Origin of the sequence: Haloarchaeobius lipolyticus (genome assembly GCF_051208015.1) — an archaeon.
Taxonomy (GTDB): Archaea; Halobacteriota; Halobacteria; order Halobacteriales; family Natrialbaceae; genus Haloarchaeobius.
The window spans coordinates 518,183-540,403 of the sequence record NZ_JBPKGF010000001.1; the positions used below are offsets into that span (position 1 = coordinate 518,183).

Below are 22,221 nucleotides of genomic sequence, written 5' to 3' on the forward strand. Positions count from 1 at the left end.
ATGAGCGAACGCGCGAAACCGATTCCCCAGGACACGGCGACGGGTGAATCGACGGAGACGGAGGCCGACGAGTCCCAGTCAACGGACGGGGCCGGGCAGGACTCCGAGACGGAACAGCAGGCAGAGAACGGCGATACCGCCCAGGCGCCCCCGCGGACCGGCGCGACCGCGGTGGTCGACGCACTGGAGACCGCGGGCGTCGAGTACGCCTTCGGCGTGCAGGGCGGGGCCATCATGCCCGTCTACGACGCGCTGTACCACTCGGACATCACCCACATCACGATGGCGCACGAGCAGGGCGCGTCCCACGCAGCGGACGCCTTCGGTATCGTCTCGGGCACGCCGGGCGTCTGTCTGGCGACCTCTGGCCCGGGCGCGACCAACCTCGTTACCGGCATCGCCGACGCGTCGATGGACTCCGACCCGATGATCGCGCTGACGGGGCAGGTCCCGACCGCGTTCGTCGGCAACGACGCCTTCCAGGAGACGGACACGACCGGCGTCACCGCCCCCATCACGAAGACGAACACGTTCTCGAGCCACGCCGACACGGTCGGACGAGACGTCTCCGAGGCGTTCGCCCTCGCCAACGAGGGCCGTCCGGGGCCGACGCTGGTCGACCTGCCGAAGGATGTGACGCAGGCAGAGACCGACGTCGAGGCCATCGAGCCGACGACGCCTGACACCTACGAGGTGACCGAGCGCGCCGAGGACGACGCGGTTCGGGCTGCCGCAGACGCCATCGAATCGGCGTCTCGCCCGGTCATGCTGTACGGTGGCGGCGTCATCAAGGGTGACGCGACCGAGCAGGCGCGCGAGTTCGCGACCGAGTACGAGATCCCGGTTGTGACGACCATGCCCGCAGTCGGCGCGTTCCCCGAGGACCACGAGCTGGCGATGGAGATGGCCGGTATGCACGGCACCGGCTACGCCAACATGGCCATCACGCACACGGACTGTCTCATCGCGGTCGGCTGTCGGTTCGACGACCGACTGACGGGCGGCATCGAGACGTTCGCGCCCGACGCGGAGGTCGTCCACGTCGACATCGACCCCGCCGAGATAAGCAAGAACGTCCACGCGGACTACCCGCTCGTCGGCGACGCCGCGACGGTCGTGGAGCAGCTCCACGAGGCGATCCGTGCGCCGCCGCAGACGAAGAAGTGGCGCGCGACCTGCCAGCAGTGGAAGTCCGAGTACCCGATGGACTACCGGGCGCCGAAGGACGAACCGCTGAAACCGCAGTTCGTCGTCGAGGCGTTCGACGAAGCCACCGAGGACGACGCAATCGTCACGACCGGTGTCGGCCAGCACCAGATGTGGGCGGTCCAGTACTGGACGTTCACGGAGCCGCGCACCTGGGTCTCCAGCCACGGGCTGGGGACGATGGGCTACGGCCTGCCCGCGGCAATCGGTGCGAAACTGGCCGCGCCCGACCAGCAGGTCGTCTCCTTCGAGGGCGACGGCTCGTTCCTGATGACGATGCAGGAGCTCTCGGTCGCGGTCCGCGAGAACCTGGACATCACCGTCGCGGTGCTCAACAACGAGCACATCGGGATGGTTCGCCAGTGGCAGGACGCGTTCTTCGAACGGCGCCGCATGGCATCTGAGTACCACTGGTGTCCCGACTTCGCCAAGCTCGCCGAGGCGTTCGGCGCGAAGGGCATCACCGTCGACGACTACGACCAGGTGGCCGACGCCGTCACCGAGGCACTCGCGTACGACGGCCCCGCCGTCCTCGACTTCCACGTCGACCCCGAGGCGAACGTCTACCCGATGGTTCCGAGCGGCGGCGACAACGGGCAGTTCGCACTGGAGGACGATCACCTATGAGCAGCCACAGCAACGGACTCGAGGGACCGGCACCGGAGGAGCGGCCACGGCCAGAGGGACGACGGAACTCACAGGGTATCCGAATCGACCCCGAGGTCGAGGCGGAACGGAAGCCACGGCGCGCGGTCATCTCCGTGCTCGTCGAACACGAGCCGGGCGTCCTGTCCGACGTCTCTGGCCTGTTCAGCCGTCGGCAGTTCAACATCGAGAGCCTGACCGTCGGGCCGACCGAGGACGACTCGAAGGCACGCATCACGGTCGTCTGCGAGGAGCCCGACCCGGGCATCGACCAGCTGGAGAAACAGCTCAGAAAGCAGATTCCCGTCATCTCGGTGCAGGAGCTGCCTGCCGACGCCATCAACCGTGAACTGGCGCTCATCAAGGTCGACGGAGAACAGCCGGACCAGGTCGCCGCGGTCGCCGATATGTACGACGCGAAGACGGTCGACGCCTGTCCGGAGACCGTGACCGTCGAGGTCACCGGCGCTCGCCAGAAGGTCGAATCGGCCATCGAGACGTTCGAGCGCTTCGGCGTCCGCGAGATAACGCGAACAGGAACCGCCGCACTGGCGCGAGGCACGACGGACACCGCCCGCGGTGTCGAACACTGATACACGACCAATGACAGACGACGAGTTCACCACGACAGTATACTACGACGACGACGCAGACGCAACGTACATCCAGGACAAGACGGTCGCCGTCCTCGGCTACGGCAGCCAGGGCCACGCCCACGCACAGAACCTCGACGAGAGCGGGGTCGACGTGGTCGTCGGCCTGCGCGAGGACTCCTCCTCGCGAGCCGCGGCAGAGGCCGACGGCCTCGACGTCGCCACGCCGTACGACGCGGCAGAACAGGCAGACGTCGTGGTCGTGCTGGTTCCCGACACCGTCCAGCCGGCCGTCTTCGAGGAGATCGAGCCTGCGCTCTCGCCGGGCGACACGGTCCAGTTCGCACACGGATTCAACATCCACTACAACCAGATCCAGGTTCAGGAGGACGTCGACGTGACGATGGTGGCGCCGAAGAGTCCGGGCCACATCGTCCGTCGGAACTACGAACAGGGCGAGGGCGTCCCCGGCCTCATCGCGGTCTACCAGAACGCGACCGGCGAGGCGAAGTCCGAGGCGCTGGCGTACGCCCAGGCCATCGGCTGCACCCGCGCGGGCGTCATCGAGACGACGTTCCAGGAGGAGACCGAGACCGACCTGTTCGGCGAGCAGGCCGTCCTCTGCGGCGGCGTCACCTCGCTGGTGAAGCAGGGCTACGAGACGCTGGTCGACGCGGGCTACAGCCCGGAGATGGCGTACTTCGAGTGCCTGAACGAGCTGAAGCTCATCGTCGACCTGTTCTACGAGGACGGACTCGGCGGGATGTGGCACTCGGTGAGCGACACGGCGGAGTACGGCGGGTTGACCCGCGGTGACCGCATCGTCGACGAGCACGCCCGCGAGAAGATGGAGGAGGTCCTCGAGGAGGTCCAGGATGGGACCTTCGCCCGCGAGTGGATCACGGAGAACCAGGCGGGCCGCCCGAGCTACACCCAGCTCAAGCAGGCCGAGGAGAATCACGACATCGAAGCCGTCGGCGAGGACCTCCGCGCGCTGTTCGCGTGGCAGGACGACGGCGAAGAACAGGATGCAGAGCCAGCGGCAGCGGACGACTGAGGACGAAACACGACCCGACCATGACCACGAACTCCACCCGAAACCGAGACTCGATGCGCGACGTCAGCCACACCAACCCGTACACGAACGAGAGCATGGGCACCGTGTTCGAACACGGTGTCACCATCGTGGCTGACGGCGGCCGGGACCCCGAGCGAGAGGGCGAACCGGTCGACGATGGCCGAACGATGAAGGACGTCGAACACACGCCCCCGCACGACGAGGGAGAAGCCACCGACCGGGTATTCGCCCGGGGTGGCGAGGACGTCGAAGAGACAGAGGAGTAGGATGTCCGAAGGCACACTGTACGACAAGGTCTGGGACCGCCACAAGGTGACGACGCTGCCGACCGGGCAGGACCAGCTGTTCGTCGGTCTCCACCTCATCCACGAGGTGACGAGCCCGCAGGCGTTCGGGATGCTCCGCGAACGCGACATGGAGGTCGCCTACCCCGACCTGACCCACGCGACGGTCGACCACATCGTCCCGACGGCGGACCAGTCCCGCCCCTACGAGGAGGACGCCGCGGAACGGATGATGAGCGAGCTGGAAGAGAACGTCCGCGAGGCGGGCATCGAGTTCTCCAGCCCGGACACCGGCGACCAGGGCATCGTCCACGTCATCGGGCCGGAGCAGGGACTCACCCAGCCCGGCACGACCATCGTCTGTGGCGACAGCCACACCTCGACGCACGGAGCGTTCGGCGCGCTCGCATTCGGTATCGGGACGAGCCAGATCCGCGACGTGCTCGCGACGGGGACCGTGGCGATGGAGAAGCAGCAGGTCCGCAAGATAGAGGTCACCGGCGACCTCGCAGACGGCGTCGAGGCGAAAGACGTCATCCTCGAGATCATCCGTCGCCTCGGCACCGACGGCGGCGTCGGCTACGTCTACGAGTACGCCGGCGAGGCCATCGAGGACCTCGACATGGAGGGGCGGATGAGCCTCTGCAACATGTCCATCGAAGGCGGCGCCCGCGCGGGATACGTCAACCCCGACGAGACCACATACGAGTGGCTCGAGGGCCGCGACCGCGTGCCCGAGGGCGAGAAGTTCGAGGAGCGAAAGGAGTACTGGGAGTCCATCCGCTCCGACGAGGATGCCGAGTACGACGACATCGTCACCATCGACGGCTCCGAGCTGGAGCCGGTCGTCACCTGGGGCACCACTCCGGGACAGGGCGTCGGCGTCACCGAGCCCATTCCGGCACCCGAGGACCTGCCCGCGGACAAGCAGGATACGGCTCGCCGGGCCCAGGAGCACATGCGCGTCGAGCCCGGCGAGACGATGGAGGGCTACCCCATCGACGTGGCCTTCCTCGGCTCCTGTACGAACGCTCGCCTGCCGGACCTGCGCCGCGCCGCGAGCATCGTGAAGGGCCGCGAGGTCGACGACGACGTCCGCGCGCTGGTCGTCCCCGGTAGCCAGCGCGTCCAGGAGGCGGCCGAGGCGGAGGGACTCAAGGAGATATTCGAAGAGGCCGGCTTCGACTGGCGCAACGCCGGCTGTTCGATGTGCCTCGCGATGAACGACGATGCACTGGAGGGCGACGAGGCCTGTGCCTCCTCGTCCAACCGGAACTTCGTCGGTCGCCAGGGGTCGAAGGACGGCCGGACCGTCCTGATGAACCCGCGCATGGTCGCCGCCGCGGCCATCAACGGCGAAGTGACCGACGTTCGCACCGTCGCGGAGACGGAGGTGGTCTCGAATGACTGACGCCGACACCGGCGCAGACGGCGAGACGGGAGCCGACGGCGGCCCCGCGGAGACCGTCGAACACGTCTCGGGAACGGGTGTCCCCGTCCGAGGGAACGACATCGACACCGACCAGATCATCCCCGCGCGGTTCATGAAGGTCGTCACCTTCGACGGACTCGGCCAGTTCTCGTTCTTCGACCAGCGATTCGACGAGAACGACGACGAGAAAGACCATCCGTTCAACGAGGAGCAGTTCCAGGGCGCCAACGTCATGGTCGTCAACGCGAACTTCGGCTGTGGCTCCTCGCGCGAGCACGCCCCACAGGCGCTCATGCGCTGGGGCATCGACGCCCTCATCGGGGAGTCGTTCGCCGAGATCTTCGCGGGGAACTGCCTCGCGCTCGGCATCCCGACCGTCACGGCCGACACCGAGACGGTCGAAGCCATCCAGGACTGGGTGGACGCGAACCCCGACGGCGACATCGACGTCGACGTCGCGAACGAGGAGGTCACCTTCGGCGGGAAGACCGTCTCCGTGACCGTCGACGACGCCCAGCGGAAGGCGCTCGTCGAGGGCGTCTGGGACACGACGGCGCTGATGAAGGCGAACGCCGGCGAGGTCGAGAAGACCGCCGAGAGCCTGCCGTACGTCGAAGACGGCAAGCGGGTCTGAGGACTCGGTTTCGGACGTTCCTGTTCTACTTGGGTATCCAGACCGACGGCACGTGCCGCCACGCCCAGCGCTGCTCGGGTTTCTCCGTGACCTCCCAGAAGCTCCGCGGCCAGGTGCCGACGGCGTCGTGTATCTGGCGGTACGAGAGCGTGCTCTCCTCGCGCATGACGAGGCCGAAGCGCTCGCGGTGGGCGTCGGGGTCGAACTCGTGGTCCAGCTCGTCAGGGTCGGCCGCCTGCAGCCGGCGGTGGTGTGCCGCGGCGAGGCTGTTCATGTAGCCCAGCACGAGGTGCCCGCCGGGCGCGACGGCGTCGTAGAGCGCCTGGAGCGCCCGTGCTGACTCGGGCACGTAACACAGCGTCCCGTAGCAGACCACGAGGTCGAACTCGGTGTCGGGGGCGAACTCGGGAAGGACGGCCTGCTCGAAGCGCACGTTCTCGATGCCCTCCTCGCGGGCACGAGTCCGGTTCTCGGTCAGGATGGGCTCGGCCGCATCGTAGCCGACGACGGTCGTCTCGGGGAACCGGTCGGCGAGGTCGAAGGTGACGACGCCGGGGCCACAGCCCACGTCGGCGACCGTGTCGGGGACGCTCTTCGCGGCGACGAAGTCCGCCAGGAGTTCGCGCATGTGGTGGGCGCTCGGGGTCGCGCTCTCGCGGGCCTCGTCGTCGGCGTCGGTCCAGTAGCGGTTCCAGTCGATGGTGTCGGGGTGTGTCCGGTCTGTCGCGGTCATGTCGATGGGTGGGGCAGTCTGCGGCCGGGTCGCGCCAGGTGGCGTCGATGCTGCTCACTCAAGGAACAGTCGGGCGTCGGCCTCGACCATCCCCGACTCGTCGCCGGGCACGTCCTGGAACCAGTCGACCGTGAAGTCGTCGGGGGCGACGTCGTCGTTCTCGATGGCGTCGGGATTCAACCGGGGGGCTGGGCGGGCTTCGGGCCTCGCTGCGGGGACGGCCCGGAACACGACGTGCGTCGTGGACTCGAAGACCTCCTCGGAGCCCTCGACGCGGTGGTCGACGCGTCGGATTCGCTCGGTTCCAGCGAACTCGACCGCGACGCCGGTGAGGTGTTCGATTTCGTCGAGTGCGGGCGGTAGCCAGTCCTCGCGCGGCTCGACCTTGACGTTCGGCATGAGCGGGGCCCCGGAGGGCTCGTGGACCATCAGGAGTATCCTGCCGTCCTCGTCGACGATTCCGGCGATGGCGCGGCCCGCATAGTCGGCCTCGCAGTGGTCCGCTCCCTCGTGGTCGTTGGGCGTCTCCTGGTAGTCGGCGTCGACCTCGTCGGCGAGCGATTGCAGGTCGGTGAACTGGTCGAACGTGGACGGTACGTCGGTCTCGGTGGGTGTGGCGTTCTCGGACATGTGTCGGATGTGTCGCTGGTTCGCGGGCGGTTCGCCTGTCATCGGTCGAGGAACGAGCGGATGTCAGCGACGACGTTCTGGTTCCCCCGCTCCGGGTCGGTCGGGAACGTCTCGTACCAGCCGACCGTCCAGTCATCGCCGTCGTCGATGGCCGGGTCGTTCGGGGGGTCGGAAGAGTCACGGGGTGTCGCCTCGAAAACCACGTCGTAACCGGTGGTCTCGTAGTCGTCGTCGGTCTCCGCGCGGAACGATTTACGTCTGATTCGTCGGATGGTTTCGACTTCGACCGCGATGCCGACCCGCTCGCGAACTGCTCGCTCTCCGGCGGCGACGAAGTCCTCGCCGGGGTCGACGGGGGCGTGGGGTAGCAGCGTGTGGCCCGCATCCTCGTTGACGAGCAGCAGGACGCGTGCGGCGTCGTCGGTGACCCCGACCACGGCCATGCCGGCGATGGGTTCGTACACGTCGTAGTGGCCCTGGTGGACCTCGGTCGGTTGCTCGACCGACTCGACGGCGGGGTGGTCGAAGTGCGAGGCGGGGGTGGTCAGCGGGCGTGCGTCAGCAGGGGACCTGGAATCGGCGGAGATGTCTCTCATGTGTCCTGTCTGTTTTCGGATTGGCAGTCGCTCGGTGGGCAGTGTCGCTGTCGCGGTCGCGGTCGTGTTCGGTCCTGTACTTGCCGAACATCGGAGGTTCGTTCCCCGGAGAAGTAGCTACTGGAGACTGATACAAATAGCTGCCGATTTAATTACGCGCTGCTCGTGCATTTAATAATTCGATGCCTGGCGATAAAAGTCTTGGGGTGGCGTTCGCGTGACAGGTCGGTCGAAACCGCACAGCTGCCGACCCGGAGAACATCTGCCGATACCGAATACCTTTCCCCCCGTCCTACCGTCATCGCGAGCAATGAGCGAACACATCGCCGTCATCCCCGGCGACGGTATCGGACAGGAGGTCGTCCCGGCCGCCATCGAAGTGCTGGACGCGGTCGGCAACTTCGAATTCGAGTACGGTGAAGCGGGCGACGCGACGAAAGAAGAGACCGGCGACGCACTCCCCCCGGAGACCCGAGACCTCGCGGCGCAGGCCGATGCGACGCTGTTCGGTGCAGCCGGCGAGACGGCCGCCGACGTCATCCTCCCGCTTCGCGACATCGTCGGCTCGTTCGTCAACGTCCGGCCCGCGCGGGCCTACCCCGGCGTCGACGCGCTCCGCCCGGAGACGGACCTCGTCTTCCTCCGAGAGAACACCGAGGGCGTCTACTCCGGTCACGAGGACCGGCTCTCGGACGACCTGTCGACGCTGACCCGCGTCGTCACCTCGTCTGCCTCGGCACAGCTCGCCGAGTACGCATGCGAGTACGTCGACGAGCGTGGACTGGACGGTTTCCACGTCGCCCACAAGGCGAACGTGATGCGCGAGACGGACGGCCGGTTCCGAGATACCGTCGTCGACGTCGCCGAGTCGAACGGCATCGAGACCGAGGAGGTCCTGATGGACGCCTTTGCGACCCACGTCTGTCTCGACCCGGAACAGTTCGACGTCGTCGTCTGTCCGAACCTGGCAGGTGACGTGCTCTCGGACCTCGCGGCCGGCCTCGTCGGCGGCCTCGGGCTGCTCCCGAGCGCCAACATCGGCGAGGAGAACGCACTGTTCGAACCCGTCCACGGAACAGCGCCCGACATCGCGGGCGAGGGCGTCGCCAACCCGTCGGCGACCGTCCTCTCGGCGGCGATGCTGCTGGAGTACCTCGGCCACGACGAGGAGGGACAGGCCGTCCGGACTGCCGTGCAGGACGTCCTCGACGAGGGTCCCCGGACGCCGGACCTCGGCGGCGACGCAGGGACGGAAGACGTGACCAGCGCGGTCGTCGAACACCTGTCCTGAGCGCCGGCTCTCCCGTCTCGACTTCGCCCACGTGACGGAAGAACACGATATCTTGGGGCTGTCGTTATGCCGCCGGACTACCTACATCCTCACGTATGCCCACCATCGATGTCAGCGAGGAGACAATGGAGCGACTCGACCGCCTCCGCGAGGAGGACGAGACAGACGAAGAGCTCATCATCGAGCTGATGAACATCTACGAGGCCAGCGAGCGGACACTGTTCCACGCCGGCGACTGACCCGTTCGCGTACCGCTTCCCTTACGACTGGCCCGCTGCGTAGACCCGGCAGACTTCTTCCCAGCGTCCGTTCGACTCCAGGTGGGTCTGTAACCGTTTCGCGTACGCGCCCGCGAGCTCGCTGGCGGCTTCCTCTCGTTCTGCGTGGCGGTCCTCATTGTTCACGCCGCCCATCCCGAGTGCGTTCTTCACGGAGTCGAACAGTCCGCCACCGCCGCCGCTGCTCTTGCCTGCACCGGCTCCGGCTGCGCCGCCCATCGCTCCCATCTGTTGCTGGATGTTCTCGAGTTCGGGGATTATCGACCCGAGCTTCGAGTCGTCGACGACGATCCGAGCGTCGTCCGGGTTCTCTGCGTTCTCTATCTCGAATTCGATGGCGCTCATGATGAGGCCCCACTCCTGGTTCGAGAACTCCGAGTCGAGTACCTCCTGGGTGAACTCCTGGTCAACCGTCATCCGTGCGCCCACGATGTGGTCGGTCCAGCGGTTGGTCATGGGCTCTCTTGGAGAAGATGGGGTATCAGAATTGTGTCTCGGCGGGAACGGCGACCACCCCAGGACGGGGCGGCTGGTGCGCCGGGACGAGCCGACTCGCCTCACGACGCGAGTTGTCGGCTCCTCAGAAGGCGTCGTCTTCGATCTCGACCGTCGCGTGGAGGTCCGACTTCAGCGCGTCGTGGACCTTGCAGAGCTGTTCGGCTCGCTCGACGACGGCGTCGGCCTTGTCGCCGAGGTCGTTCTCGACCTGCACGTCGAACGTGATGGCGGCGAGCTTGTCGTCGTCGTTCAGGTCGCCCGTCGTCGTAATCTCGACGCGGCCGAGGTCGCCGGCCTTTCGCTGCTCGGCGCCGACGCGGAGCGCCGGGACGTAACACGCGGCGTAGGTCGCGAGCAGTGCCTCGAGCGTGTCCGGCGCCTCCTCACCGGTCGCGTCGATGGTGGTCTCGAAGTCACGAATCTCGTTCTTTGAGCTGAACCCCTCCTCGGAGATGGTACGAACTTCCTTGGACATTGCACCTGTAACCTCTCACGCGCGAGACGTAAGCGTTGGGCTCTCGGTCGTTTTCGTCGAGGTCGCTGGCGTCGATTCGGGACGTGGCCCGACGCGACACCACGCGTCGAATCGCGCGCGACGGTCCACCGTTTCGGCGGGCGATTTCGGCACAATCTGGGTCTGACTTCGGGGTCAAATTGGGTCTAACCTGTGGTCGAGTTTCGTGTTATCTCGGCGAACGCTCTTTTAGGCCAATGCGTTCTCTCACGTCGAGGTTCGACAATGAACGTACCGAAACTGACCGCTGTCGGACTCGCCGTCCTCCTGCTCACGTCCAGCGTGGCAGGCGTGGTGATGGCGACGCCCGACCAGACGACCGGCACCGATTCGACGACCGCTCCGGACCAGCCGACCGACGGCGACCGAGTCGCAGAGCTCACCTGGTACCTCGATATGTTCGACCTGAGCGGCGCACAGGTCGACGCCATCGTCGCCGAAGCGAAACGGATGCACGAAGCCGGCGCGACGGGCGCAGAGATACGCCGGATGGTCGTTGATTCGCTCCGCGACTACGGCGTGAGCGACCGGGAGATACACGAGAAGAACCGGCTCCGTCACCTGTACGGGCTCAAGACCCACTACGACCTGACCGACGCCCAGCTCGACGAGCTGACGACGATGGTCCAGACGATGTACGACGACGGTGAGGCCGTCGCCGAGATCAAGCACGCCATCGTCTGGCAGCTCCAGGACTACGGGGTCGACACGACCGACCTCGAGGACCGCATCTGGCAGGCTCGCTACGACCGCCTGCTCCGCCAGTACGACCTGACCGAGTCGGAGGCCCAGCTCATCGTCGACGACGCCCGTGCGCTGTTCGAGGAGGGCGCGACCTGGGACGAGATACAGGATTCCGTCCGCTCGGACCTCCGCGAGTTCGACGCGAAGCGCGCCGACCGTGCTCACTGGCACGACAAGCTCCAGTTCGTCAAGAAGGTCCACGACCTCGCCCACACCTACGGCCTCTCCGGTGAGGAGGTCCGCGACGTCGCCACGACCGCTCGCGACATGAAGGCCGACGGTGCCTCCGACGCAGAGATTCGCGACGCGGTCCGCGAGATGGTCCACGACTATGCGACCGACGACGGACACGACCGTCTCGAGCGCTTCGCGAAGCACCTGAAGACGAATTACCCGCTGACGAACGAGGAGGTTCGCGACATCGTCCAGACGGTGAAGCGCATGCACGCCGACGGGGCGAACAGAGAGGAGATCAAGCGCGTGGTCCACGCGAAGGTGAAACACTACACCGCAGACGACCGCCGTGAGCACGCCGTGAAGAACCTCGCGACGCACCTGAAGCAGCACTTCCCGCTCTCGGACGCCGAGGTCCGCGACATCGTCTCGATGGCGGTCGAGCTGCGCCAGAACGGCGCCACGAACGAGGAGGTCGAACAGGCCGTCCGCGAGAAGGTTAAGCACTACACGGCGGACGACCGGAGGAAGGCCGTCACCAAGCGCATCGCACACCACCTCCACGCCGAGTACGACCTGACCCGCGAGGAGGTCCGCATGGTCCTCTCCGAAGCACGTGAGCTCCACGAGGACGGTGCCTCGTGGGCAGAGCTCCGCGAGTACATCGACGAGCGCGCCGAAGAGCTGTCCGGCTCGCACGGCGGGTCGGACACCCCGCCGACCGACAGGCCGGCCGATTCGGCCCGTACCGTCGCCCTCGTTTGAGGGTCTGGCCTGGCCTCGCCACGAACCGGTCCTGTCACGAATCGGTCTCCCAGCTGAACGGCCCCGCCACTTATTACCGTAATCGCGGTACAGGAGACAGACATCGATGCGAAAGGTGCTATGGTGGCTCATCGGCGGCGCTCGCGGGGGTCGAAACCGCCTGCGCATCGTCTACACGCTCTCCGAGAAACCGATGAACACCAACCAGCTGTCGAAGGCGCTCGACCTCGACTACAAGACGGTTCAGCACCACCTCGAGCTGCTGGTGGAGAACAACGTACTGATGACCATGGGTGACGACTACGGCAAGACCTACTTTCTGACCGACCAGATGGAATCGAACATGGACGTCCTCGACGAGATCGCCGAGCAGGCGGAACTGGGTGATGTCGATGGCTGAGGTCCGTGCGGGTCTGAAGACCATCGGCGTCGCCGCCGTCGCGTTCCTCGTCGCCATCGCCGTCACGTTCCTCTCGATGCGACTGCTCGGCAGGGTGCCGATGAACGACCACCCGGAGATCGCGCTCCAGCTCGTCGTGAAGACGTTCGTTGCCACGTTCACCGTGGTCCTGCTGCTCGCGCTGACGATGAACTACCTCACCGTCTACCGCGACATGCCCAACCGGTTCACGCTGAGTCTCATCATTTTCTGTCTCTCCCTGCTGCTGTACGCCATCACGTCGGTTCCGCTGGTCGCGATGATCTTCGTCGGCTTCCGGCAGGGTATCAGCGCCAGCATCGGCCCGTTCGCGTTCATCCCCGACATGTTCGCGAGCATCGCTGTGCTAATACTGCTCCACCAGAGCTACGAGTGAGGAGTCTGCCCGCACACTTCTCGCTCAGTCCACACATCTCTCGTCACTGCCAGAATTGTTTTACAGACAGACTGTACAGTCTTCAGCAATGAATCGGCGGGGATTTCTGGGGACAGTCGCGCCACTATCGCTCGCGGGGTGTCTGCGACTCACCGAAGAGGAAACAGGTGAACAGGGTGGCGGGGCAGCCAAGAACGTGGCGGGGGCGGTGGACGACGGAGACGAGACCAAGACCGATACGGCGTCCGCCGAACAGACGACACAGGACCTCCCACCCGCACAGTTACAGGGGAGCTTTCGCCAGTTCGGCTACGACGCCCAGAATACGGGCTACGTGCCCGAGGTGTCGGGGCCGACCGGACGCGTCGAAATCGTCTGGCGTGGCCCGCGGACAGACGGGCCACCCGTCGTCGACGAGGGGGACGTGTACGTCGGCGGCCGAGATGGGACGTTGTATGCTCTCAGGGATGGGACGGTCCGCTGGAAGGCAGACATCGGCGGTGATACGAACGCGGAATCCAGTCCGGTCGTCACGGACGACCTCGTCGTGATGCCCGGTATCGACGGCTACGTCCGTGGATTCTCGAAGGACGGCGAACAGGAGTGGAAGAGTCCACGTCTATTCCCCGAGGGAGCCGAACACGAGCCACTCATCTTCTCCCACCCGACCGTCACCGAGAACGTCTTCCTCACCGGCGGCGCGAACGGAAAAATCACTGCAATCAACCCGAACACCGGCAGTGTCCTCTGGTCGCAGCGAGCCTTCGGGTACGCGAACATGCCCGCCGTGGGCAACGGGCTCGTGTTCACCGCGGGAGGCCATCCGGACCACGCCTCGGAGGAGGTGCCCGGAATCAACGCGCTCTCACTCACCGACGGCGGCGTCGAGTGGACCTTCGGGACTGGGACGATGTTCAACGCGAACTCGCCGACCGTCGTCGGCGATAGACTGCTCGTCACGTCGCTCGAGGGAACTGTCTACGCGCTCGACGTCGCGGACGGGTCCGAGGTCTGGCGGTACGAGTTCGGGGTCGAGATGGAGGGCGTCTCGCCCGCGGTCCACGACGGAACCGCTTTCGTCGGGACGAAGGGGGAGGAGTTCTACGCGCTCGACGCAGAGACCGGCGAGAGACGATGGAGTCACTCGATGACGGAGCAGGTGAAGACGTCCGCGGTGGTTACCGACGAACGCGTCTACATCTCCGACCGCTCGGGAGAGGTCAGAGCACTCGACCCATCGAACGGGGTGCCGAGATGGTCACTGAACGTCGGGCACAGCACGCACACGGGGTTCGCCGTCGTGGAAGACGGTCTCGTCATCGGCAGCGAAGAACTGGGCGTCGCGGTCGTGCGGCAGAAACAGTAGGACCGTTGCGACCGGGAGTCAGTCCAGCAGGTTCTCGCTCAGGTTCCACGACTCGTCGCCGTCGAGGACGACGACCTCCGCGTCGCTGCCGGTCGCTTTGACCTCCTTCGCGAAGTCCTGTGGGTCCTGCTCGATGGGCGGGAACGTGTCGTAGTGCATGGGGAACGCGTAGTCGACGTCGAGCCAGTCGACGGCGAGGGCGGCCTGCCAGGGGCCCATCGTGAAGTGGTCGCCGATGGGGAGCGCCGCGGCGTCGGGCTGGAGGTGCGGGCCGATGACGTCGCGCATCTCGGTCATCAGCGCGGTGTCGCCCGCGTGGTAGAAGGTCTCCGATTCCTTGTCGTCGACTTGCGTCGGCTTCGTGTCCGAGATGATGAAGCCCGCCGGCATCCCGCCGGAGGTACCGTAGCTCGTGTCCATCCCGTTGGTGTGGTCGGCGCGGTGCATCGTGACGAAGGCGTCGCCGCACTCGACCGTGCCGCCGAGGTTCATGCCCATGCCGCCGACGGCCTCGTACTCACCGAACTCGTCGCGACAGTACTCGACGATCTCCGGCGTCGCGACGAGTTTCGTCCCCTCGTAGCGGTCCACGTCACCGATGTGGTCGGCGTGGCCGTGCGTGAGCAGGAGGTAGTCGGGGTCGAGCTCCTCGGGATCGGTTTCCGTCTTCGGGTTGTCGAAGAACGGGTCGATGAGCAGGTCTGTGTCTCCGACCGTCACGTGCCACGTCGAGTGGCCGTACCAGGTGAGTTCCATGACACCTCGTGCTACTCCTGTCTGACACATAAAGGTGAGCGCGCCGGCAGTCGAACGACGACGAGACCGGGGGCTGGTTATTTGACCGGGTCTCTCGTAGCGGAGGACATGTTAGCGCTCGAACTCAGTGACTTCATGCTGGAGCTCAAAGACGGCTCCATCAAGAACGTCGGTCCCGCGAACAAATCCGGCTCAGCCAAGCTGTTCGACGTGGCGGAGGCCGAAGCTCGAGAGTTCGGAGACAAGCGTGTCAAGCTCGTCTTCGAAGACGGCGAGGGCAACGAAGTTCAGGTAGCCCTCTTCCCGGAGGATGTAGAGAAGATCGTAGCGGACGTCGAACGGCTATCCGACGATTCGCCCGTCTTCGAGTGACCGGCGTCACCCGGACGTGTGGAGGGAGTCGCACCCGTGAACCACTTCCAGTACCGTTCCCGCACCGGTTCGGTCATCACATCGTTCTGTCGTTCCGTCGCCCCACCGCGACGGAACCCGCCACGCGAGAGTACCCAGCTCCCGGCGTGAATCTATCGTCGACCGTTCAGGCGTTGTTCATCCGCTGGCTGGACCGCGTGCCGCAAGCCTGGCACTCCTTCACGCGGTACGGCTCGCGCGAGAACTGTGCGTTCTCAGCCTTCGTGCTCTCCGTGATGAGCTGCACCGAAACTTTGTGCAGCGTATCCCCACCGCAGCAATCACAGTGTTCGGTCATCCCGTTGAATGAGTCGTCAGTCGTCGCCATGGTAGCAGATTAGCCCCTACTATTATAATGGTGCATTAGCATTTTCACGACGAGAAATAACCCGGTTGTACAACTTGGTGGTGGCAAGATGGTCGTGAAAATTCCCGAACGGTCAGACGTAGTACAAAAACCTTATAGTTCGCAACCGGTGACGTACCGTCGTGGACGACGAGCGGCCAATCGAGGAGATACTGGACACCATGGGCGACGAGCACGCCCGGGAGGTGCTCGCTGCAGTCAGTGAGGAACCCCTCTCGGCGAAAGAAGTCGCCGAATTCTGTGACCTCTCCCTCCCGACGGTGTACCGACGTATCGAGATGCTCAAAGAACACGACCTCATCACCTCGGAGACCCTCGTCGCGAAGGACGGGAACCACTACGACGCGTTCCGGTCCAACTTCGACGCGACCGTCATCAGGTTGAAAGAGGACGAGTACGACATCCGAATTTACCGGAAGGAGAACCTTCCCGACCGGTTCTCGAGTCTGTGGGACGAGCTCGGACGATGACGCGCGCGGGCGGTGCAGTTATGTATACTGCCACGGTAGGGTGGGCCGAACCGTGGTAGCGTTGATAGAGGTCGCCGGGATGGTGTTGATGGGGATGCGGCTCATCCTCTTCGCGCTCGCTCTGGGACTCACGTTCATCAGTTTTCAGGCGTACAACCAGAAGGGTGGCAAACGGCTGGAGTCGGCGTTCATCGGCTTCGCGTTCATCAGCATGGGCGTCGCCCTGACGAACATCAGCATGCAGATATCGGAAGGCGTCGTCTACTTCAACATCGCGGAGACGGTGCCGTTCATCGTGGGCTTCAGTATGCTGTATCTCTCGTTGTACCGCTGAGCGTGTATCGACAACAGTTTTAGGCCGGGTCCATTCTACTCGGTCAAATGGGTAACTGTATCATATGCGGTGTCCAGGTAGATGGGCACATCTGTCAGAGTCACGAGGAGGACGTCGTCTTCACCTTCGAAGGCAACCACCCCAACCAGCTCACCCCCGGTCGGTACTACCGCGGGACCGTCGACGGCTTCGCCGAGTTCGGCGTCTTCGTCGACATCGGTGACTCCGTCACCGGCCTGCTCCACCGGAGCGAACTCGACGTGCGACTGGACTCCCTCGACTGGGACCCGGGCGACACCGTCTTCGTGCAGGTCACGGACGTGCGCGACAACGGGAACATCGACCTCGGCTGGTCCATCCGACAGGCCGAGTCCGAGTTCCGAGGTAAGCTCATCGACAACCCCGAAGGGGACCGACTGCCCGAGGAGGAAGAAGAGGACAAAGAGGAGGTCGTCGCAACGGCGGAGAGCAGTCGCCAGGGAAACGCGAACGTGCGGACTCCGAGCGGTGACGACGCGCAGCCGACCACCACGAAGTCCGCAGAACCCGAGGAGTCGCCGACCGAGCGCGACGTAGACGCCGACGACACCGAGTCCGAACCCGATGTCGACGAGGACGTCGACGCGGAAACGGAGACCGACGACACTGAAGCGACGACGGACGAGTCCGGCGACTCGCTCGAACGGACGACCGTCGACTCGCTCTCCGAGAAGGTCGGACAGGTCGTCCGCGTCGAGGGGGAGATCATCAGCATCCGACAGACCTCCGGGCCGACCGTCTTCGAACTCCGCGACGAGTCCGGCACCATCGAGTGCGCCGCGTTCGAGGAGGCAGGCGTCCGCGCCTACCCCGAAGTCGAAGTCGACGACGTCGTCCGACTCGACGGCGAGGTCGAGCGCCGCCACGACAGCATCCAGATCGAGACCGAGGCGCTGACCGTCCTCGAGGGTGACGACGCGAACTCGGTCTCCGACCGGATGCAGGCCGCACTCGACTCCGAGGCAGACCCCGGCTCGGTCGACCTGCTCGCCGACCACGACGCCGTCGAAGCCGTCGCGGACGAGGTCCGCGAGGTCGCGACGCACATCCGCCGCGCGATCATCCAGGGCCGTCCGGTCGTCGTCCGCCACAGCGCGACCGCCGAGGGCTACGTCGCCGGTGCCGCAATCGAACGCGCCGTGCTCCCCCTCGTGCGCGAAGAACACGCCCGCGACGACGCAGTCTACCACTTCGTCGAGCGCCGTCCGCTCGACGAGCCGGTCTACGACATGGACGCCGCGACGAACGACGTGACGAACATGCTCGACGCGCGCGAACGCCACGGAGAACAGCTCCCGCTCGTCGTCCTCTGTGACCTCGGTAGCACCCTCGAATCCCGGGAGAGCTACGAACTGCTCGACGTCTACGGTGCAGAGCGCGTCGTCGTCGACGCTGGCCACCCGGACGAAGAGATAGTCGACGCAGTCAGCGCGATGGCGAACCCGCACCTCGCGGACGCCAGCGAAGACGTGTCGACCGCGGCCGTCGCCGCGAACGTCGCCGCGCACGTCAACGAGAGCGTTCGTGACGACCTGCTCCACCTGCCCGCCGTGAGCTACTGGGCCGACGCACCGAGCGTCTATACCGAGCTCGCGAGCGAGGCCGGCTACGACGCCGACGAGACCCGCGAACTCCGCGAGGCCGTCGCGCTCGAGGCCTACTACCAGTCCTACAAGGACAAGCGAGAGCTCGTCACCGACCTCCTGTTCGAGGAGGCTGACGGCCTCGCCGGCCACGTCAGCGAGCAGTTCCGCGTCAAACTCGAGAAGGAACTGGAGACCGCCCGCCGCAACCTCTCCTCGCGGACCGCGCAGGGCGTCGAGTTCGCCGTGCTGGACGCCGACGCGTTCACCCACCGGTTCGACTTCCCGCCGACGGAACTCCTGCTCGACGCGCTCCACCGCGAACTGGCTGGCGAGACGGACGACGCGCTCGTCACCATCGGTCTGGGCGACGACGACCTCCACCTCCGCAGCACGAGCCACATCGACGTCCGCGAGGTCGCGGACCAGGTCGACGCTCAGGAACCGGAGGCCGGCCTCTCCGTCGTCGGTGGCCGTGACGGCCATCTCGAGTACCTCTGCGGCGAGCGCGACGACGTGCTGAACGCGACGATCAGCGTCATCGCGAACGACTTCAAGCCCCAGTAACGCCGACGCCCGACCGCCGCCTCGCATCTCTCTCCTCGCGTCCGACGACGCCGATAACCCAGACGCCGTCTTCGTCGAGGCACCATTCGACGGCGACCGAATCGTCGAACACGTCGAACACGCGGCCGACGACGTTGGAGAGCCGCGAGACGTCGTCGTCGTCGAGGACCCGCATGTCTCGACGTTCCGGGTCGACCGCGGTCGTCTCGGTACCGCCACCGGCTGCCGGGTAGACCGCCTGCTGTTTCTCGCCGACTTCGTAGGAACGGACCTCCCCGGTCGCGGCGTCGACCCGGAGGACGTCCATCGCGACCGCGTCGGGGTCGTCCCAGGTGTCGAGCCCGTAGAATGCGGTCGTCTCGATACGCCTCCCACCGCCGACCTTCCTCGCGACACCCGAGACGTCGGGGTAGCGCATCCGCTGGACGAGGACGGCACAGGCGACCGCGTCGTGCGGAATGCGCCGTTCGAGCCGGTGGACGATGGCCTTCGTGCTGAACACGCTCGCCATGCATTCCTTGACCGTCTCGCTGACCGCGTTCGGCCCGACCACGTTGAGGATGGTGTCGAGCTGCCCCTCGAACGAGACCGACGGGTACGAGATCGAGACCGGCGACGCACGGACGGCATACGCCTCCTCGATGCCCGAGATGGCTAGTTCGCCGGTGATGGTGTGTTTGACCGACTCGGCGAGTGGCGTCTCGAGGATGGTCTCCCGGACGCGCTTTCCGGCCGTCTCGATGGCTTCGGTGTCGTCCGGGTCCAGCCCGTCGAGGGCCCGGATTGCTTCTCTGACGGCGGGCTCGTCGACGATGGTCCGGTATACCTCCGTCGTGACGCAGAACCCCGGTGGAACCGGCATCTCGGATGCGACTCTGGCGAGGTTTGCGGCCTTCTCGCCGGTGAGTGTCGGGTCTCCCGCGAGCGATTCGACGACTGGAACGACGGTTGGAACTCCCACGCTATGTACCCCCAGGTACCCCAGATAGGTGTCGTGTACGTATCACCTTTGCCGTGGGGGAGACGCGACCGAAGGGAGCGTCTCCGGATGCCGAACGGGGAGCGAGTGGGAGACACGACCAACGGGAGCATCTCCGGAAACCGTGAAGGTGAACGACCCGCGAAGCGGGCTACAGGGCGGTGACGAACGCGCCGGTCGTAGACGACACTCTTTTGCCCGTTACACGGCGATGGAACACCAATGAGTACCGAGACGGACCCGACCGAGACCGACGCGTTCGAGGCGGTCTGTGAGGACCTCGTCGACCGCATCCTCGCCGGCGAACTCGAACGCGACGACGTCGAGTCCGCGAAGCTGCAGGCGTGCTCGGACCACTCCGCACCGAAGGTCCCGAAGAACTCCGAGATACTGGACCACGCACCCCAGGAGCGGCGCGAGGAGCTCGAAGCCGTCCTCATGCGCAAGCCGGTCCGGACCGCCTCCGGCGTCTCGCCCGTCGCCATCATGACGTCGCCGCACATGTGCCCGCACGGGAAGTGCCTCTACTGCCCCGGCGGGCCGGCATCGGAGTTCTCCAGCTCGCAGAGCTACACCGGCCACGAGCCCGCAGCAGCCCGCGGCCAGCAGAACGACTACGACCCATACGGCCAGGTCACCCTACGACTCGAACAGCTGCGCGAGATCGGCCACCCCGTCGACAAGGTAGAGCTCATCCTGATGGGCGGGACGATGACCGCCCGGAGCCACGACTACCAGGAGTGGTTCGTAAAGCGCGCGCTGGAGGCGATGAACGACTACGACGTCGACAAGCAGCCGGAGCCCGCGGAAGGAGAGAGCTTCGCGCAGGACCCCGACGACTACGAGTTCAGGTACCTGGAGGACGTCATCGCCGAGAACGAGACGGGACGTATCCGCAACATCGGCACGACGTTCGAGACGAAGCCCGACTGGTGCGACCCGGAGCAGATAGACCGGATGCTGGACCTGGGCGGAACGAAGGTCGAAGTCGGCGTCCAGACGACCTACGAGCGCATCAATCGCGAGATGCACCGCGGCCACGGCGCACAGGCAAGCATCGACGCGAACCAGCGCCTGCGCGACTCCGCGTTCAAGGTCGGCTTCCACATGATGCCCGGCCAGCCGGGGATGTCCCAGGAGATGTGCATCGAGGACTTCCGCCGGCTCTTCGAGGACGAGAAGTGGCGGCCGGACTACCTCAAGATATACCCGACGCTGGTCGTCCGCGGCACCCGCGTGTACGACTCGTGGTACAACGGGGAGTTCGAGCCGCTCGACAACGAGACGGCCGCCGAACTCGTCGCCGAGATAAAGTCGATGATACCGAAGTACACCCGGCTCCAGCGCGTCCAGCGCGACATCCCGGCTGACTTCATCGACGCCGGCGTCTGGAAGTCGAACCTCCGTCAGCTCGCCCGCAAGAAGATGGAGGAGCACGGCTGGACCTGTGACTGCATCCGCTGTCGAGAGGTCGGCATGAACGACGAGGTCCCCGAAAACGTCGAACTCGACGTCATGACCTACGACTGTGCGGGCGGCACGGAGCACTTCATCAGCTACGAGGACCCCGAGAAGGACCTCCTCGTCGGCTTCTGCCGGCTCCGCTTCCCGGGCGACCCGGTCCGCCGAGAGCTCCAGAACGCCGCGCTCGTCCGCGAGCTCCACGTCTACGGCCCGATGGTCGAGGTCGGCGAGCAGAGCTACGACTGGCAACACAAGGGCTACGGGAAGAAGCTCCTCCGAAAGGCCGAGGAGCTGGCGGCCGACGCCGGCTACGACAAGGTCAGCGTCATCTCCGGCATCGGCGCGCGAGAGTACTACCGGAACAAGCTGGGGTACCATCAGGATGGTCCGTACGTGAGCAAGCAGCTGTAGTCGCGGGCGCGGACCGAAGGGAGCACCCGCGCTTTTGTCCCAGCTTTTGCCGAGCGAACGAAGTGAGCGCAGCGCAAAAGGTGGCAGCCGATGGTCCGTACGTGAGCAAGCAGCTGTAGTCGCGGGCGCGGACCGAAGGGAGCACCCGCGCTTTTGTCCCAGCTTTTGCCGAGCCAACCGGTGGTCACGTCCACACAAGATACTTTCTACCGTATTCCGAACAGGTACGTATGCCTGACATCGCTGGCATGTTCTTCGGAACCCTCGCCACCGGCGGCGGTCTCCTCGGCTACCACTACGCTCGCCCGCTCTCGCGGTTCAGTGAACAGCTCGACGCCATCGGCAGTACCACCGACCCGGCGACCGTCGAACCGGCGGAGTGGAAGGTCGCCCTGAACAAACTCGTCTCGGTCGTCGTGGCGCTCGTCGGCGTGTTCATGTTCCTCGCCTCGGCAGCGGGTCTCTGACCGGGTACCGTCCGCGAGGGTTTTTACGCGATACCGGGGCCAGAGTGGCCATGCCCTGACGACCAGCCGCGCGAGGTCCAGCGGGTGTACGATACAG

At 65.7% G+C, this 22,221-nt stretch carries 26 protein-coding genes; 18 read left to right on the top strand and 8 right to left on the bottom strand.

The annotated features are described in order from the left end of the window. Genes ilvB through leuD form a run of 6 tightly spaced genes read left to right on the top strand, consistent with a single transcriptional unit; the run spans position 1 to position 5,872 of the window. A complete protein-coding gene (gene ilvB / locus ACSC1Y_RS02785; protein WP_435333101.1) occupies positions 1 to 1,833 on the top strand; it encodes a biosynthetic-type acetolactate synthase large subunit in 1,833 nt (610 codons plus the stop codon). Next, positions 1,830 to 2,444 carry an acetolactate synthase small subunit gene (gene ilvN, locus ACSC1Y_RS02790; RefSeq protein WP_435333102.1) on the top strand — a complete coding sequence of 205 codons (615 nt, stop codon included), beginning with the start codon at positions 1,830 to 1,832 and terminating at the stop codon, positions 2,442 to 2,444. The genes ilvB and ilvN overlap by 4 nt, the downstream gene beginning before the upstream one ends. Positions 2,445 to 2,454: 10 nt before the next feature. After that, positions 2,455 to 3,501: a ketol-acid reductoisomerase gene (ilvC, locus tag ACSC1Y_RS02795; RefSeq protein WP_435333103.1), complete on the top strand. Its 1,047-nt coding sequence runs from the start codon at positions 2,455 to 2,457 to the stop codon at positions 3,499 to 3,501. 20 nt (positions 3,502 to 3,521) lie between these two features. After that, a complete protein-coding gene (locus tag ACSC1Y_RS02800; protein ID WP_435333104.1) occupies positions 3,522 to 3,788 on the top strand; it encodes a DUF7989 family protein in 267 nt (88 codons plus the stop codon). 1 nt (position 3,789) lies between these two features. Next, complete coding sequence (leuC, locus tag ACSC1Y_RS02805; RefSeq protein WP_435333105.1) at positions 3,790 to 5,217, top strand: 3-isopropylmalate dehydratase large subunit; 1,428 nt, start codon at positions 3,790 to 3,792, stop codon at positions 5,215 to 5,217. Then, positions 5,210 to 5,872 carry a 3-isopropylmalate dehydratase small subunit gene (gene leuD, locus ACSC1Y_RS02810; protein ID WP_435333106.1) on the top strand — a complete coding sequence of 221 codons (663 nt, stop codon included), beginning with the start codon at positions 5,210 to 5,212 and terminating at the stop codon, positions 5,870 to 5,872. Before leuC ends, leuD begins: the two co-directional genes overlap by 8 nt. A 25-nt stretch (positions 5,873 to 5,897) precedes the next feature. Here leuD and ACSC1Y_RS02815 read toward each other — a convergent pair whose 3' ends face one another. From ACSC1Y_RS02815 to ACSC1Y_RS02825, 3 genes are read right to left on the bottom strand one after another with little or no spacing between them, the layout of a single operon-like run. Beyond that, positions 5,898 to 6,605 carry a class I SAM-dependent methyltransferase gene (locus tag ACSC1Y_RS02815; protein ID WP_435333107.1) on the bottom strand — a complete coding sequence of 236 codons (708 nt, stop codon included), beginning with the start codon at positions 6,603 to 6,605 and terminating at the stop codon, positions 5,898 to 5,900. Between the two features lie 54 nt (positions 6,606 to 6,659). Next, positions 6,660 to 7,277 carry a hypothetical protein gene (locus ACSC1Y_RS02820; RefSeq protein WP_435333108.1) on the bottom strand — a complete coding sequence of 206 codons (618 nt, stop codon included), beginning with the start codon at positions 7,275 to 7,277 and terminating at the stop codon, positions 6,660 to 6,662. Further along, the gene (locus ACSC1Y_RS02825; protein WP_435333109.1) at positions 7,274 to 7,831 is read right to left on the bottom strand and encodes an NUDIX hydrolase; all 558 of its coding nucleotides are present in this window, start codon (positions 7,829 to 7,831) and stop codon (positions 7,274 to 7,276) included. Before ACSC1Y_RS02825 ends, ACSC1Y_RS02820 begins: the two co-directional genes overlap by 4 nt. Before the next feature lie 310 nt (positions 7,832 to 8,141). Here ACSC1Y_RS02825 and ACSC1Y_RS02830 point away from each other — a divergent pair, with 310 nt between their 5' ends. Together ACSC1Y_RS02830 and ACSC1Y_RS02835 are read left to right on the top strand one after the other, a co-directional pair. After that, entirely contained in the window at positions 8,142 to 9,122 is a 981-nt protein-coding gene (locus ACSC1Y_RS02830; RefSeq protein ID WP_435333110.1) for an isocitrate/isopropylmalate dehydrogenase family protein, read from the top strand. A gap of 95 nt (positions 9,123 to 9,217) precedes the next feature. Further along, positions 9,218 to 9,361: a DUF7557 family protein gene (locus ACSC1Y_RS02835; RefSeq protein ID WP_435333111.1), complete on the top strand. Its 144-nt coding sequence runs from the start codon at positions 9,218 to 9,220 to the stop codon at positions 9,359 to 9,361. Positions 9,362 to 9,382: 21 nt separating this feature from the next. Here ACSC1Y_RS02835 and ACSC1Y_RS02840 read toward each other — a convergent pair whose 3' ends face one another. Together ACSC1Y_RS02840 and ACSC1Y_RS02845 are read right to left on the bottom strand one after the other, a co-directional pair. Continuing rightward, positions 9,383 to 9,856 (bottom strand): DUF5799 family protein, encoded by a 474-nt coding sequence (locus ACSC1Y_RS02840; RefSeq protein WP_435333113.1) that lies wholly within the window; start codon positions 9,854 to 9,856, stop codon positions 9,383 to 9,385. A gap of 124 nt (positions 9,857 to 9,980) precedes the next feature. Further along, positions 9,981 to 10,373, bottom strand: a complete 393-nt coding sequence (locus tag ACSC1Y_RS02845) for an OsmC family protein (RefSeq protein WP_435333115.1) — start codon at positions 10,371 to 10,373, stop codon at positions 9,981 to 9,983. 264 nt (positions 10,374 to 10,637) lie between these two features. Here ACSC1Y_RS02845 and ACSC1Y_RS02850 point away from each other — a divergent pair, with 264 nt between their 5' ends. The 4 genes from ACSC1Y_RS02850 to ACSC1Y_RS02865 all read left to right on the top strand — a co-directional run bounded on the left by ACSC1Y_RS02850 (position 10,638) and on the right by ACSC1Y_RS02865 (position 14,276). Next, on the top strand, positions 10,638 to 12,095 hold the full coding sequence (locus tag ACSC1Y_RS02850; RefSeq protein ID WP_435333117.1) for a hypothetical protein: 1,458 nt from the start codon (positions 10,638 to 10,640) through the stop codon (positions 12,093 to 12,095). A gap of 115 nt (positions 12,096 to 12,210) precedes the next feature. Next, on the top strand, positions 12,211 to 12,495 hold the full coding sequence (locus tag ACSC1Y_RS02855) for an ArsR/SmtB family transcription factor (protein ID WP_435333177.1): 285 nt from the start codon (positions 12,211 to 12,213) through the stop codon (positions 12,493 to 12,495). Further along, on the top strand, positions 12,488 to 12,910 hold the full coding sequence (locus ACSC1Y_RS02860; protein ID WP_435333118.1) for a DUF8036 family membrane protein: 423 nt from the start codon (positions 12,488 to 12,490) through the stop codon (positions 12,908 to 12,910). The genes ACSC1Y_RS02855 and ACSC1Y_RS02860 overlap by 8 nt, the downstream gene beginning before the upstream one ends. Before the next feature lie 88 nt (positions 12,911 to 12,998). Next, complete coding sequence (locus ACSC1Y_RS02865) at positions 12,999 to 14,276, top strand: outer membrane protein assembly factor BamB family protein (RefSeq protein ID WP_435333119.1); 1,278 nt, start codon at positions 12,999 to 13,001, stop codon at positions 14,274 to 14,276. A gap of 18 nt (positions 14,277 to 14,294) precedes the next feature. Here the strand turns inward: ACSC1Y_RS02865 and ACSC1Y_RS02870 are convergent, their stop codons facing one another. Beyond that, complete coding sequence (locus ACSC1Y_RS02870; RefSeq protein WP_435333120.1) at positions 14,295 to 15,032, bottom strand: metal-dependent hydrolase; 738 nt, start codon at positions 15,030 to 15,032, stop codon at positions 14,295 to 14,297. A gap of 108 nt (positions 15,033 to 15,140) precedes the next feature. On the opposite strand from ACSC1Y_RS02870, the gene ACSC1Y_RS02875 reads away from it, so the two are divergent. After that, positions 15,141 to 15,404, top strand: coding sequence for a hypothetical protein (locus ACSC1Y_RS02875; protein ID WP_435333121.1), 264 nt, complete (start codon positions 15,141 to 15,143; stop codon positions 15,402 to 15,404). Between the two features lie 166 nt (positions 15,405 to 15,570). On the opposite strand, the gene ACSC1Y_RS02880 is transcribed toward ACSC1Y_RS02875, so the two are convergent. Then, positions 15,571 to 15,771, bottom strand: coding sequence for a DUF7835 family putative zinc beta-ribbon protein (locus tag ACSC1Y_RS02880; RefSeq protein WP_435333122.1), 201 nt, complete (start codon positions 15,769 to 15,771; stop codon positions 15,571 to 15,573). A 161-nt stretch (positions 15,772 to 15,932) separates the two neighbouring features. Here ACSC1Y_RS02880 and ACSC1Y_RS02885 point away from each other — a divergent pair, with 161 nt between their 5' ends. From ACSC1Y_RS02885 to ACSC1Y_RS02895, 3 genes are all read left to right on the top strand, one after another. Then, positions 15,933 to 16,280 (top strand): winged helix-turn-helix domain-containing protein, encoded by a 348-nt coding sequence (locus ACSC1Y_RS02885; RefSeq protein WP_435333123.1) that lies wholly within the window; start codon positions 15,933 to 15,935, stop codon positions 16,278 to 16,280. Between the two features lie 79 nt (positions 16,281 to 16,359). Next, positions 16,360 to 16,614: a DUF7521 family protein gene (locus ACSC1Y_RS02890; RefSeq protein WP_435333178.1), complete on the top strand. Its 255-nt coding sequence runs from the start codon at positions 16,360 to 16,362 to the stop codon at positions 16,612 to 16,614. A 47-nt stretch (positions 16,615 to 16,661) separates the two neighbouring features. After that, on the top strand, positions 16,662 to 18,803 hold the full coding sequence (locus ACSC1Y_RS02895; RefSeq protein WP_435333124.1) for a DHH family phosphoesterase: 2,142 nt from the start codon (positions 16,662 to 16,664) through the stop codon (positions 18,801 to 18,803). On the opposite strand, the gene ACSC1Y_RS02900 is transcribed toward ACSC1Y_RS02895, so the two are convergent. Beyond that, complete coding sequence (locus tag ACSC1Y_RS02900) at positions 18,790 to 19,764, bottom strand: PEP/pyruvate-binding domain-containing protein (protein WP_435333125.1); 975 nt, start codon at positions 19,762 to 19,764, stop codon at positions 18,790 to 18,792. The two genes, ACSC1Y_RS02895 and ACSC1Y_RS02900, sit on opposite strands and share 14 nt — an antisense overlap. Before the next feature lie 240 nt (positions 19,765 to 20,004). Here ACSC1Y_RS02900 and ACSC1Y_RS02905 point away from each other — a divergent pair, with 240 nt between their 5' ends. Beyond that, positions 20,005 to 21,657 (top strand): tRNA uridine(34) 5-carboxymethylaminomethyl modification radical SAM/GNAT enzyme Elp3, encoded by a 1,653-nt coding sequence (locus ACSC1Y_RS02905; RefSeq protein ID WP_435333126.1) that lies wholly within the window; start codon positions 20,005 to 20,007, stop codon positions 21,655 to 21,657. Between the two features lie 230 nt (positions 21,658 to 21,887). Further along, positions 21,888 to 22,124 carry a DUF6199 family natural product biosynthesis protein gene (locus ACSC1Y_RS02910; RefSeq protein WP_435333127.1) on the top strand — a complete coding sequence of 79 codons (237 nt, stop codon included), beginning with the start codon at positions 21,888 to 21,890 and terminating at the stop codon, positions 22,122 to 22,124. The last annotated feature ends 97 nt before the right edge of the window (positions 22,125 to 22,221 follow it).